Source organism: Microcoleus sp. Pol14D4 (assembly GCF_036701245.1).
GTDB lineage: Bacteria > Cyanobacteriota > Cyanobacteriia > Cyanobacteriales > Microcoleaceae > Microcoleus.
In genome coordinates this window covers 17463-30609 of sequence record NZ_JAUBQM010000028.1, presented here as the reverse complement: position 1 = coordinate 30609, position 13147 = coordinate 17463, and the positions used below count along the sequence as shown (strand labels likewise).

Below are 13147 nucleotides of genomic sequence, written 5' to 3'. Positions count from 1 at the left end.
TGATTACGATCGTGTATTTTGCGATTCGCAATCACAGGGAAGATACACTACGTGAAAATGTGGCCTGGGTCATTGGTGTCAACAAACATCTTAAATGTAATATTGGTCTTGTGTGTGAGTCCCGAATGCTTTCGCTGCACAATTTTTCAGGGGGATGGGAGCGATCGCACTCCGCGTCAAACAACAGGAGATGGGAGCGATCGCACTCTGCGTCAAACAGGCAATTGAACTGGTTCTCAATCGCTGACTACTGTAACTTCACAGATAGTAGAAATAGATTCCGGTTCAGGCAAAATACGCACGCGGGCGAATTTTAAACCGCTAACTCCTTGTTGTGATTCTACCATACCAGTCTGAACTTTTGGCTCTACCCAACCTTCGCGAGACAAGTAGCGCAAGTATTGCTGATATTCTTCCCACTCCTCCTCGGTGGAATAAACAACAGTCAACATCCCTGACTGAGTAATCCGCTCTTGTGCGTCTTTGTCAACGGCTTTTTCGATCCGCTTTTTGACAAGTTCGTAGCGGATGTCGCGAGTGCCTTTGACATCAAACATTTTTTCGGTATTTTCGTTGTGAAAAATGTCGATCGTGGTATTCTGCACTAATACTAAATGTGCGAGTTCCATGTTAATTTGAGACTCGGCTTGCAGGCGAAAAACTGTGCGGCCACAATCGCAAATAGCTCGCAGTTGTTCGTAGCGCAAACTGTGTAGGTGAAACTGACTAAATTTGGGATCGATCGATTTTCCTACATAAATCATGTGATCCATGCCGTCGGTGCATTCGATGTCGCAGTAGTGGGGAAGAATTTGCTGCATTTTTTCTTGCCAGCGGGCCCAGGTTTCTTGGAGTTTGGTGCTGATTAAGTTCAGCATTTGGTCGTAGCGATTGCGATCGCTGTAAACGCAGTTGTGTTCATTTTCACAGGCTGCTTGGTAAGCTTCAACGGCTGCCTGAACCTTGGGCCCGCACTGCACAAAATAGTCAAAATATACTTCTAAATGCTCGTTTAAATACTCGGCGGCTCGCACCTCCATATCGACTGTTACTTTTTGTTTTAAATGCTGGATGTAGTCGAGCAAGTCGAGCCGCAGTTGCTCGCCGAGGTGGGTAGTTTGTGTTTGGCAAACGGCATCAGCTATGACTAAACCTAAGCGAAATTGTTCGAGCAAATCAGTTTGAATGGCTCGGTTTCTTTCGTCGCTAGAACCGCGAATGTCCGAAATTCCGTACAGCGGATGAACGTCAGCAAATACGATTGTTTCTGGAGGCAGTCCCCAACTTCGCCTTTCTGCTTCTTGGGCGAACCGCCACTCGACTGCGGGGTGGATGTTGTGAATGTGGGTAAACCGCTCCTGGATGGCTTGCCGCAGGGCTGCAATGAAGGCGGGAATGAGTTCTTGGGCGTGTTGAGCGTCAATGCCGTTGAAGTGGTTTGGCCGATCGCACAACAGCCCCACAACACCCAAAATCCGCTGCCCGCGCCCCTCGCGGGTGACGGATTTGACTACCAGGGGCACCAGCAGCATCGATCGAGTTCCCATTCTCCGCAAAGTTCGATCGCACTCGGTTTCGCACTCCCTACGCAAGTCTGGCACGTTCCAAACTTGATTTGCTGCTGTGGCCTTCAAAAAGTGAGAAGCTTCTAGGGAGTGCATTGAATAAAGAATCGGCTGCAAATGTTCGCCCTCTTTTGCAACTAATAGCTGTACCTGTTCGCCGTCGGGCCGCAGCAGTAAAGTGCCGTCAGCATTGAAGAGCGATCGCAAACACCGATCGATTTTCTCAAATTTGTCTGGCCGCAGCATCGAATCTCGATCGATCAATAACTGAGTCAGCCGCCGAATTTGCTCCTGCACAGTGACATCAAAACCTTCTAGCAGCAGCAAACCTTCTACGCGATAATTATCCAACTGCAATCGATCGGCTAAATTTTCCAGTTGATTGGGCTGCATCAGCCAAGCTTCCCGTTCCGCTACAGGCATTAATCTTAAAGAAACATCCGCAAATTCATCTATTTTTGAGTCAATTCGAGTAATTTTTAACTGTTCCGAACCCAGCCAAAATTCAATGAATCTGGGTTCTCGGTGTTTGGGGTTTTTTACACTCGCCGTGACAGGTTCTTCTAGCACCCGCAAACCGTCGATGTCAATTTGATAATATTGCTTAAATACCCAGTGTAAAAGGTGGCGGCGGTACAATTGTTCTGCTGTTTTGCCGTCCCCATCCTCGAACAGTTGCAGCAGAGTGATGTCGGTTTCTGCAAACAAACCGTTGGTAGATTGAGTTGCCAAGGACGTTTCCTCCCAACCGGCCAAGCGGCAAAATGCTGCGTTAGCGTACCGCAGGGCAAAAGTTCCCGGTTGCATTACTGCGATTAAAACGCGGCGGTCGCCGAGAAATTGAAACAGTCGCTGTAAATCTTGTTTCCACGTTTTCAAGGGTTCAATTTCAGAAGATTGACTGGGTACTTGGCCCGCCAAAGCTTCCAGTAGCTGTTCTATACTTGGTTCGCTGGGCAGATTGTTACTGTCTTGCTTTGTTGGGACGATATCTGTCGCTGGCGATTTTACGGAGTTGTTGTTTTGATGGGAAGACGATTTAGGAGTAGACATGAGTAAAACACCTGAAAGCAGTGGATTTTGCCAAAAAATGTCAGCGATCGGCGATTATGGCTTTGTAAAGAGCTTAGATCCTGTTTGTAAAGTTTGTGTATGGGTATCGGAAACTGGGTTTTTTCTCGGACGATGGGCCCAGGGACTTTTACTTTTATTCACAAACAACCTCTCAGTCTCGACGTTATAGGTGATATTAACGTGTTTACCGCCTGGGGGGTAACACCCATTATAAGCGGTAGACAGTAGCGGATAGTGTCAGCAATTAATGCTATTTGACTCCGAGGTGAGATATATAGCAGCTTTGGGTTGAATGAGGCACAGCCCTGGTAATTGGGAATTGGGAATTGGTAATTGGTAGGTAATTAATAATTGGCAAGCAGGTTGCTTGTCACTAATTTAGCAAATAAACTTGCGACCAAAATTTCAATCTAACTTGCTATTTGGCAAGGCAAGAATTAACATATATAATACAGCTAACAGGATTTTTGAAAGGACATAGTTATGGCTTTAACGGTTAACAATCTCATTGGCGATGTGACGGGATTTCCTGTATTTGCTGGGGGCGGGCCACGTCTTTTGGGATTCGCTACACCCGATGAGATTAACGTAGGGAATGGAAATTTGTCGTCTTTTCCCTGGGGAGTTTGGGGACTCGATGGCAACGATACTATAGGAGGTTCATCGGATTCCAACGAACGTCTGTTAGGAAATAATGGCAATGATATTATCGGTGGTGGCGGCGGAAATGACATCATTTACGGCGGGAAAGATGACGATCGCCTGGATGGAAATGATGGCAACGACGTAGTTAGGGGCGACGCCGGAAATGACCTGATCTTCGGAGGGTTCGGGAACGATATCCTGCGGGGAGGGCAAGGAGACGACGATTTAGAAGGCAATGAAGGCGACGATTTCTTAGCAGGCGATCGGGGAGTTGACGTACTCACGGGAGGCCTCGGTGGTGATATATTCGTGCTCAGAAGCAACGATGAAGCATTTGGTATAAATGGAGCAGATGTCATTACCGATTTTAACTTTGACGAGGGCGATCGCATCGGTTTGACGGACGGTTTAACAGAACTAGACCTTTTCTTTGAAGACAACAATTTGATTGCTTACGATAATGACGGAATTATCAACGACATGGTGATTGAGAACATAATTACCGGACAGATTGTCGGGATAGTTTTAAATACCAACAGCTTTGAACTTACTGGTGCATTTGAACAAGCGAGTCCGTTTGCATTGGCAGTTAACGGTTCTCAATTCCAGTTTTTAGCTTAGTTATGTGTAGGGAATTAGACGAGCGATCGGGCTAGTTCTGGGTAGGGAAACAGCAGTGCCGTTTCCCTACAGATAGCGGGCAGGCTATCTATACGCCACCGTACTTTGCAGCATTGATATTACAACATTTATGCCTTTAGAGATTTTTTAGCCTCATCTAAAAGTAGAAATTTAAAATCGGGGAAAGTAAATACAGCACTTGCCGATTTTATGAGATTCAATGAAGTGAAAAGCACCTGATAGCTAAAGCTCATGAAATCCTATTATTGAGACCTCCGCTCAAAAATAGTGACAGCGCATTTGGCAGAGAAGATGTCAAGCGAGAAAAGTAGCTGCTCGCTTAGACGTTACTAAAAGTCTAGTTCAAAAACTGGTCAAGCAACAACAAACTGAGGAAAATTCACCTCCCAAACAGAGGGGAAAACCCCGATTCAGTCATTTAAATGATGCAGAAACGGAAGTGAGAGAATGCTTTAGCTCGTCATCCCAATGCTACTTTGAGCGAATTGTGTGAATGATGGGGATAGAAGACTGGAAAATCGGTGAGTCGGACCGCCTGTGTCGCCCCAAAAAAAATTAGGGCTCACTCGAAAAAAAACATGGTACAGTAGCCAAGCCGGAACAGAAAGAGTACAAAAACTAAAAGTTGAGTATTGGGAAAAACTCCGAAATATCGAGACCCAAAACAAGCATATTTTTAGACGAAACAGCCATGATGCGCTCGTTTGGTTAGAAGTCATGCCCATGCTCCTTTGGGGACAAGAATAGGAGAAATCAAACCATTTTATGGAGGAGCGTTCGTCCCAGCTATTCGCGCAATTAGTCTTAAGAAAGTGCTGGCATTAATGACCCTGAATGACTCAATAGACGGTCCAGCATTTTCTGTATTTATTAAGAAGTTTTTATGCCCTCAGTTGTGGCTCTTGTGCGGTAGTAGTAATGGATAATTTACCCGCCCATAAACTAACCTCAATCAATTCAATGATTGAAAGCGTAGGTGCAAGGCTTATTTGTTTATCCCCTTACTCTCGTGATTTTAATCCTCTTGAAATGTGGTGGTCGCAGCTTAAATCTTTTTTGCGAATGTTGTCTCCCAAGACCCCAGAGATGATTGGCAGGATCATAGGAGTTGCCCTTAATTTGATGAGTCCGAACCATTTAAGACATTGGTTCACTCATTGCTGCTACTGTACCTCATAGCATAGGAAAGTGCTGTAATATGGTGTCTTATTAAACCATCATTTTGCCTATTCAGGACGGCGAATGTCTGAGGGGTTTGGCCCATCAGACATTCGCCAACAGTTTCTTTCTATCGCCGATTTTTATCTTAACTTTTTGAGTTTCTTCAAGTGCGATCGCCTCAAATTTTCCACCAACTGCCGCAACTGCTTCAAATTACCCGCTTCGCCGCCATATTTCCACCGCACGTAAGCTTGCGAAACTTCATCAATCACCTCAGCTTCATCAGTTGCATGATTGCCGCGCATTGCCTCAGCATACTCCAAAGGCGTTTGAGCTTTCTGCTTGACAAATCCCCTACTCGCCAAATCCTTCAGCATTTCCTGATAAACCCCCTCCACCGGCGGCAACTTCGCCAGCCAGCGGCGGTGGCGCCACTTGCGCCACAGTTGCCAAATTAACCAGCCAATAAAGCCAAAGGCGATCGCAGCAATCAAGCCAGTAAATAACCCCACCCAGCCCTTAGCAAACTGTCCCAGAAACCAGCCCACAATCAAAGTTATCCAGCCAATTACAAAACCTATGACTGAATCGAGCCCGCTTCTGAGAGGAGTCGGTAGCCAACCCGCGATCCACTTCCAAAATGATTCGATCGCACTAAAAGTCTGGTTGTCTTCCACCGAAGCCGGAATCAGCGGATAACCGGGAATCGGATTAAAAGCAAACCAGCCATTATTGGGAAAATATACCTCCGTCATCAAGAAAGCATCGGTATTTTTCACAACGTAGTAACCAGTAAATGGGTTGAATTCTCCCGTATCGAAACCCCCCGCCAGTCGCGCCGGAATCCCGATCGACCTCAGCATAATTGTCAGTACCGTCGAAAAGTGGTCTGGATATCCACCTGTAACTTTTTTGCCATCCTGGGTATTTTTGTAACCAAACAGAAAACCCTCGACTAAATCTTCACCTTCCTCTAAGTAAGGCAAAGCTTTTTCTATTTTGTAATTAGGATTTTGCTTTAAATATTGAGCTAAGTACAAAGCTTTTTCGTAAGGAGAATCGATCGGTCTGTCTGACTGAGATACTCTAGTTCTTGCTGCCAATATTTCTTCAGTTTTTTCTCGCACCTTCTGGGCAATTTTAGGCGGCACATCCAAATAGAACTTGCGAATATTTTTCGGGTAATTAGTACCAGTTTTTCCTAACAAAGCTCGATCGCGAAAAGGCACATTTGAAATCACCGTATAAGTCACGCCCTCCGCTAATTCCAAAGGCGATCGCAAACCCCCCTCGGCATCAACCGCCACCTCTGTCGTCGGAAAATAAAGTTCCCTCGGCTTGTTTAAAGCCGGAATCAAATTCGGCAACTGAGCAACAATAGTATAACTTTGAATCACCTCTTGAGTGCGAGGCGCATTGGGAAAAGGATTCAGATAAAATTGATAAGACCAGCGAGGTCTATTCACCTTTTGAGCTTGTTCGTTGCGAGAAATTTCCCAACCCTGACCGGTGTATTTGTCGAATCCCAACACCCGCCAAAAACCCGCAGCCTGCGATCGCACGCGCATCACCACTTGGGGTTTCATTTCCCCCCGCAAATTTTGATTGATGCGCTGGTTGAAACCGTAATAAAAAGTAGAGTCCACCTCTCCTGGCCCAGAGTCTGGGTTTCTCCCCCTTCCTCCGCCAGTTCCTTTTTGATTTCCCCCTCTGACATACCCCGGATTTAGAATGCTGCGCGAGTCAAACTCCCCCTGATATTGAATAGGAGCACTCACCGGAAAAGTCCGCAACTGATAGCCAGGGAGGCGCGGCAAAAACGCAAAAATAGTCAGCCCCAACCCGACAGTTATCAGCAGCAGCCAACCAAAATACTTTGGGGATAAAGTAGCAGCAAATAGCGACAGGCTTTCATTTTTCCCTTTACCTTGTGCTTTTTCGCCAATGGATTCTGGCTTCACAAATCCCAAGCGCGATCGATAATCCAAAACCAAAGTCGGAAGCGCTAAAGCCAAAAACACCAACAACAGCGGCGCAAAAGTCAAGGTTTGGCTGAGAGTCGCTGCTACCCCTAACAAAATTAGCCCGATTACCATCGAGTAGCCTAAATCCTTGCGGCGAGGCAAATCGAAACTGTGCAGCACTTGAAGTTGGATTAACAGTTGCGCCAAAACTAACCGCGTATCATTCAATTCTCCCACCAAGCGGCTAAAAAAAGCGAACAGCGCCACCAGCATTCCAATAGCTATGCAGAACTTAGCAGCTACATTGCGATCGCGGCGGCGGTACCAACTCCAAGTTGCTCCCACAATACTAACAGGCACAGCCCACAGGTTCTGGGCTTCTTCAGCAGCAACGTCAGTAGCTACAATTCCCACAATTACCAACAACTGAACTAGGATTCGCAGCAGTAAAGAATCCTCAATCACCGGCGGAGGCATGGCCTCGATCTGCTCCCACAGTTTACCCAAAACAGGTATATTTCGCAGGTTATCAGTTGTCATGTGCACCCATCCAAGTCAACGAGCAGTAGATTGTAGATTGGAGATTTTAGATTTTAGATTGACTCCACCGATGAATCTGCGGGCTTTAACTAAGATCTAAAATTTTTGGCTTTCCACGACAGTAGTCGAGGAATTGCATTTGTTTTTGTGTGAGGTCAAACCAGCGAGTAAAAACCTAAATTATTTACTCTAATTAGACCTTTCTAGTTGCTATCTTGTCCGGTTAAAATTGGACGAATAGCAAACATCAAAGGTCTGGTCTCGAAGTTTTGGAATCGAACTTCTAGAGCATAAGTCTTGTTCGGTTGTGGATCAAACAACTCCACACTTAAATGCCCGGAATTCGGACGATGTGCAGTTGCTTCGGCATCTCCTCCCTTGAGTTCCAAACTTCCTGCCCCCGGAAATTGGCAGTCAACTCTTAAACACGGCATTGGCTGTTCTCTGTTGCGGTTCGACAGGTATTGAGCTTCCAGAGTTAGCGAACCCAAACCAGTCAGCCACTCCCGCGAAACAGGCGGCTGATTCACAGGACAATCCAAAGTTAGGGACTCAATGATTTCCCTCGCGGCCAACAGCGACAGCACCATTTGTTGATCGGTACTCGCCGCTTCGTAAGTCGGGAAATCTTCTAAATCTAGAAGTCCCCGCAAAGAACCTCGAAGCACTAAACCAGCTAACTCGTTGAGTTCGTGAGACTGGCCCGGAAACAAGCTATCTACAGCGCGAACTAACTTCGATCCTTGCCGCAGCGACGACATTACCAGTTCCTGACAAGGTTCTAGCAGTTGAGCAAAAACCCCTTGGGCGATCGGAATTGGCAGGCGGCCCCACCTGATATTTTGTAGTTGGGGAGTCCAGAGGTGTAGGGGAGGAACCCATTGCGGGGCTACATCGTCTGGGTAATCGTGATCGTAGCTTTTGAATTCTGTTTCCCAGGGGAACAGCGGCGGGTTAGATTCAATTTCGGCTCTAAGCCTTTCTTTTAACAAGGTCTGAAAACGGTCTTGCACGGTCGGTATTTCTCCAATTGTCTGCGGTTGTGCGGGTGCATTGCTGTGCGCCCCCACTTGATAGTCCAGCGGGTCTGGTTCGTCCCATTCCCAGTATTCCACCCCGGAATTGTCTTCTGTGTCGCCCCACTCTTCTGAGCGAGGGGATGGATAGAGGTTTTCCTCATCTTCGTTAGAGGTATTCGCGATCGGCCCCTGCAATATCCAGTCTAAAAAATGGCGATCGAAAGCCTCTGCATCCCTGTTCGTTTCGTTATTCATCACTAGATGCCCCTTCTCCGGAATCTGAACGATTTCGCAATTCCCAGGCAAGTTCCAGCAATTTAAACCACCGTTTCTGTACCTGGGCTACCGTGCTGCCGAGGCTTTGCGCGATCGCTGACTCTGACAGACCTTGTTGTTTCAACTTTAGCAAACGCTGTCCTTCTGGGCCAATTTGCTCGCCAAACGCCTGCCACTGAGAAGGCAGCAAACCCAAATTGCGGTCTAAGTCTGCTTCCAGCCACTGGTGAACGAGTTCCCAGCGGTGCGACATGGCGAACCTGAGCAAATGGTACTTGAAGCGCTGCTGCAAATAGTCTCTTTGGCGGGGAGTTATGCCCAGAAGCGACTCTATTTCATTAGTCGGCAAGTCTTGCAACCGCAGCACGAAGTAATCGGCGCAGTCTTGTTGGTTGCGCTCTTTCAAGTAACCCACTAATTCGTCAATCACATTTTGCCGCAGAGACTCTGACTCGTCGCCGAGGGGACGAATTGCCGCCGAACCCTGTCCGGCCATCGCTTCCCGCACTGAGTGCACCGAGGTGTCGTTCCAAGTTTGGTCGGAATCTGAAGCCCCTCCGTCGGCGGCTTGTTCCATATCTACGGAGGTTTCTTTGGGCTGCTGCTGGGAAAAGGTTTGGGCCCGTAAAATAATTAGTTGCTGGCTGCGGTTCCGAGGCAAAGGAATGCGCCGCTTGCCGAAGCGCTCTACAAAGGCCATGTACTCTGCTAGTTCTAAGCGAGTGCGGGGACTGTAGGTGGGTGGCAGTTGGGTTTCGCGCCGGAATGCCTTTAAAGCTTCGAGATAAAATCCTTGCAAAAAATCTTTGATCAGTTCTACTCGCGCCTGATAACTAGACTGTACCTGCGGAGGAGTGATGTAGCGATAGACGATCGCGCTGAGGGTACTGTGCAATTCTACTCGCCCGGGTCCGGAGCCTAAATTGTAATAGTGGAGGCATTGTTGCAAGCGGTGCTGAGCGAGGGTCTGGGCTGAACCTTCTATATCTCCGGAGGATTGAATCCGCTGGCTTTCAGTGCATATCCTGTTGACTTCTGCTGCGAGTCGCCCTGCTACATCTTGGCAGTTCTGCTCTGACGCGCGAGTGGACTTTTTAAGTTCGTCTAACAGCAGTTGAAATATGGTTTCCACGCTCTGGCAGATTTCCCGCATGATGGTTTACAGCTAACAATGAAATTAGCACAGTTAGTAAAAGTATGGATAAATCTTTCCTACCGCTACTTTACCTCGTATTCCCCAGATAGGACAAACTGCAATGCCCTCGAGCTCCTCCTTCGCGCAAACACAGAGAACTGCTTTTTTATATGTCCTGGATGGGCCATCCGCTAAAAACCTGGTTTAAACAGTTGCCATTGCAACGATGGTTCATCCGAGTGTCGGGTTTGACAAAGCCTTCATGGGGCCGAAAACGCTACACTGCCGTTGATACCTTCGGCTTAGTGCTGTGGTGGTCACAGCAGCAAGTGTTCCTGAAGGTGAAGCGAGCACCCAACTTCTCCCGGCGGTCTACTAGATGGGGCGAAGGGTTTCACGGCTGTATTTGATTTGGGTCTTCGGCCACTTTTGCCATAAAGTTTAGACGGCGATCGCCCGTCTGTTTCTTGGTAGCATCCTGGAACGTCGATTTAACGGTTTGACTCAATATCATTATCTAGTATCCCAATCACAGAGGTCAGCACCGCTGATGTCAGAAAATCTGTTTCCTAGCCTTCTAGGATAACTGGGGTATATTTAATTCCAAGTCCCCTATGTCGTCATTTAAAGCAGCCCACACAATTAAGTGTGTGAGATGTTGGTTAACTAAGACATAAATTCCTTGATTTTTACTAACAATCAGAGGGCAGCCTTTTTATATAGCGGGATCGAGCAGGGGCTCACCTGCAGCCCAATCGGTGCGATCGCCAAACAAAGGCGCTTGGGAACAATAAGTTTGATTGCATCTATCTAAGGGTATCAATATTGCAATTACTGTAACCTGAAAAGCAGATATTTTACTAAAGTGCGATCGTCTTCGATCGTCCTCTGGGTTGATGTAAGTTGCTGGCGTAATTTGTTCTAATAAATGTAAAGTTAGAGTTGAAGGAAGAATTTTCAATGCGTAAGTTAAACATAGGCTTATCGGACGAGCAGCGTGCAGGCGTTATCGAACTATTGAATCACGACCTGGCAGATGCTTATCTGCTGTTAATCAAAACCAAAAAGTATCACTGGGATGTAGTGGGCCCGCAGTTTCGATCGCTCCACCAGTTGTGGGAAGAACACTATCAAGCGTTAACACTAAATATCGATGCTATGGCCGAACGGGTGAGAACTTTAGGTGGCTATCCAATTGGTACTGCTGAGGGCTTTCTCAAGTATGGCTCGATTAAAGAACATATCGGCGATTTGCCTTTGGCTACGGAAATGGTATCGCGTTTAGTTGATGACCACGAACTGATTATTCGCAATCTCCGCAAACACGTTGAACAGTGCGGTGAAGAGTTTAACGATGACGGAACCGCAGACTTTTTGACTGGTTTGATGGAACAGCACGAGCAAATGGCTTGGATGTTGCGCTCGTTTATTGAAGGGGAATCTATTTCGCCCGATGGTAAGCACCCGCAAGCTCAAACTGCTACAGCTTCTCACGCTTAGAGAGATTAAGTAGACGGAAGAAGGAAGTTCGGCAACGGATTCGCTTTCTGAGGATGTAACGGATGTCAGTTCGATGGAAGTCGGAAGAAGGAAGAAGGAAGAATGGAAAACTTAGATGTTTTTATTTAACCCTTTTTTCTGATTCTTAATCGAGCAAGCTGGCATAATTAAACACCCTCTCCCTTCCTATAAAACCCGGTTTATTCAAAAAACCGGGTTTTACAATTTTTGGTTTATTTAGATTTTAGATTTCCTAAACTGTTGAATCGCATTCTTTCGTATACCTGCGACGGCAACATTCTGTGAGCCTTCGTCCGCGTCTCAATCCTCGCCAGTGTCGTCCCTTCACTCGATTCTGATGCTGGTTTTAACTCTAACCCTGATACAGTTAGCGGTGTAAATATTATTTTTAATATACTTTCTATTAAGAGCAGATACAAATTATGGCGCAAAAGTGCCATTGATAAATCTTCTTTGAAAGCTCGATACAGCCAAGATAATGTACTCCGGTGATTGCCGCTGCGGTTGCTTTTGACAGCTAAGTAAATGTAAAAATTGCTGCTAGACCACCGATAAATGCTGCTGGGAATTTCGGGATGTTGCTGTCTGACATCTGCCATAATTAAAGAATGAGATTTTGCCATTGCTGCATAGTTGCTAGACATACTGCTGGCAATCTGCCGATAGCCAACTAAGTATTCTGGTACGACTTTAAATTGATAATGTTCGGCTATGCGGAGGTGAAGTTCCCAGTCTTCGCAGCCTTGAGCGTTTTCTAGTTTAAGTTTGCCGTTGTAACCGCCGACTTTTGCAAAACAAACGCGGCGGATTAGAGATGAGCTGGCATTGCCTATAAAATATTTATAAATTAATGATGTGTAAACTTCTCCTTCGATGGTGGAGTTATAAAATCCACCTGTGAGCAAGTCTTTTTCATTTATATCAACTGACCAGGAATAGACAACTCCGACAGAGGGTGGTGAGAAAGTCAGGCATTTTACTTGTTTTTCTAGGTTTGGCGGATACCAAATATCATCAGCATCGATGGGAGCAATATATGCGCCTTTTGATTTTTCAATTGCTAGGTTGCGGGCGACGGCGACACCGGCATTTGATTGGTGGAATAAGCTGACCCTGCTATCTTTTTGAGCAAAAGATTGGACTATTCCGGCTGTTGTATCTGTAGAGCCGTCATCAACTACTAAAACTTCTATGTTTTGATAAGTTTGAGATAAGACAGACTCTAAGGTTTTAGCAATAAAATTGTCAGCGTTGAAAGCTGGTATGATGACTGAAACTAATGGCTGATTTAAAGTATTTTGTGAGGGATTCATGTAATGTAAAAAATGGTTTAGGTAAAACTTTTGGTTCACAGGGAGCTGGCTAAGGGTATGTTAGCAAATTACCAAAGCTCGATCGTACAGCGTCGGAAATTTTAAGACGTATATTTAAAATATATTGCCAAAACTCATAAAATGTGCATTGAGTCCGCAGTCGCGATCGAGACTTGGTGCAGGAGTCTCTCGCGGATGAGGTCTGTAAAAGAAATTGTACCGCGCAACTCCTGACAGCTTCCGGGTGTCCGTATAAACGATGTTTGATTTTATACGGTGTGCCTACTTATAA

Annotated in this window: 9 protein-coding genes; 3 read left to right on the top strand and 6 right to left on the bottom strand. The window is 46.2% G+C overall.

The genetic code is table 11. The features are described from left to right. Nucleotides 1-236: 236 nt before the first annotated feature. Complete coding sequence (locus QUA33_RS12675) at nucleotides 237-2618, bottom strand: GAF domain-containing protein (RefSeq protein WP_333148891.1); 2382 nt, start codon at nucleotides 2616-2618, stop codon at nucleotides 237-239. A gap of 504 nt (nucleotides 2619-3122) precedes the next feature. Here QUA33_RS12675 and QUA33_RS12670 point away from each other — a divergent pair. Both QUA33_RS12670 and QUA33_RS28235 read left to right on the top strand, forming a co-directional pair. Then, nucleotides 3123-3905 (top strand): calcium-binding protein, encoded by a 783-nt coding sequence (locus tag QUA33_RS12670; RefSeq protein WP_333148890.1) that lies wholly within the window; start codon nucleotides 3123-3125, stop codon nucleotides 3903-3905. Nucleotides 3906-4787: 882 nt separating this feature from the next. Further along, on the top strand, nucleotides 4788-5105 hold the full coding sequence (locus QUA33_RS28235; protein ID WP_445243241.1) for a transposase: 318 nt from the start codon (nucleotides 4788-4790) through the stop codon (nucleotides 5103-5105). Between the two features lie 122 nt (nucleotides 5106-5227). On the opposite strand, the gene QUA33_RS12665 is transcribed toward QUA33_RS28235, so the two are convergent. The 4 genes from QUA33_RS12665 to QUA33_RS12650 all read right to left on the bottom strand — a co-directional run bounded on the left by QUA33_RS12665 (nucleotide 5228) and on the right by QUA33_RS12650 (nucleotide 10982). Next, nucleotides 5228-7591: a transglutaminaseTgpA domain-containing protein gene (locus tag QUA33_RS12665; RefSeq protein WP_333148889.1), complete on the bottom strand. Its 2364-nt coding sequence runs from the start codon at nucleotides 7589-7591 to the stop codon at nucleotides 5228-5230. Nucleotides 7592-7794: 203 nt separating this feature from the next. Next, entirely contained in the window at nucleotides 7795-8865 is a 1071-nt protein-coding gene (locus tag QUA33_RS12660; protein WP_333148888.1) for a hypothetical protein, read from the bottom strand. Beyond that, on the bottom strand, nucleotides 8858-10039 hold the full coding sequence (hetZ, locus tag QUA33_RS12655; RefSeq protein WP_333148887.1) for a heterocyst differentiation protein HetZ: 1182 nt from the start codon (nucleotides 10037-10039) through the stop codon (nucleotides 8858-8860). Before hetZ ends, QUA33_RS12660 begins: the two co-directional genes overlap by 8 nt. A 697-nt stretch (nucleotides 10040-10736) precedes the next feature. After that, on the bottom strand, nucleotides 10737-10982 hold the full coding sequence (locus tag QUA33_RS12650) for a hypothetical protein (protein ID WP_333148886.1): 246 nt from the start codon (nucleotides 10980-10982) through the stop codon (nucleotides 10737-10739). Here QUA33_RS12650 and QUA33_RS12645 point away from each other — a divergent pair. Then, on the top strand, nucleotides 10982-11521 hold the full coding sequence (locus QUA33_RS12645; protein ID WP_333148885.1) for a Dps family protein: 540 nt from the start codon (nucleotides 10982-10984) through the stop codon (nucleotides 11519-11521). The two genes, QUA33_RS12650 and QUA33_RS12645, sit on opposite strands and share 1 nt — an antisense overlap. Nucleotides 11522-11754: 233 nt before the next feature. Here QUA33_RS12645 and QUA33_RS12640 read toward each other — a convergent pair whose 3' ends face one another. Then, the gene (locus tag QUA33_RS12640; protein ID WP_333148884.1) at nucleotides 11755-12855 is read right to left on the bottom strand and encodes a glycosyltransferase family A protein; all 1101 of its coding nucleotides are present in this window, start codon (nucleotides 12853-12855) and stop codon (nucleotides 11755-11757) included. Nucleotides 12856-13147: the final 292 nt, after the last annotated feature.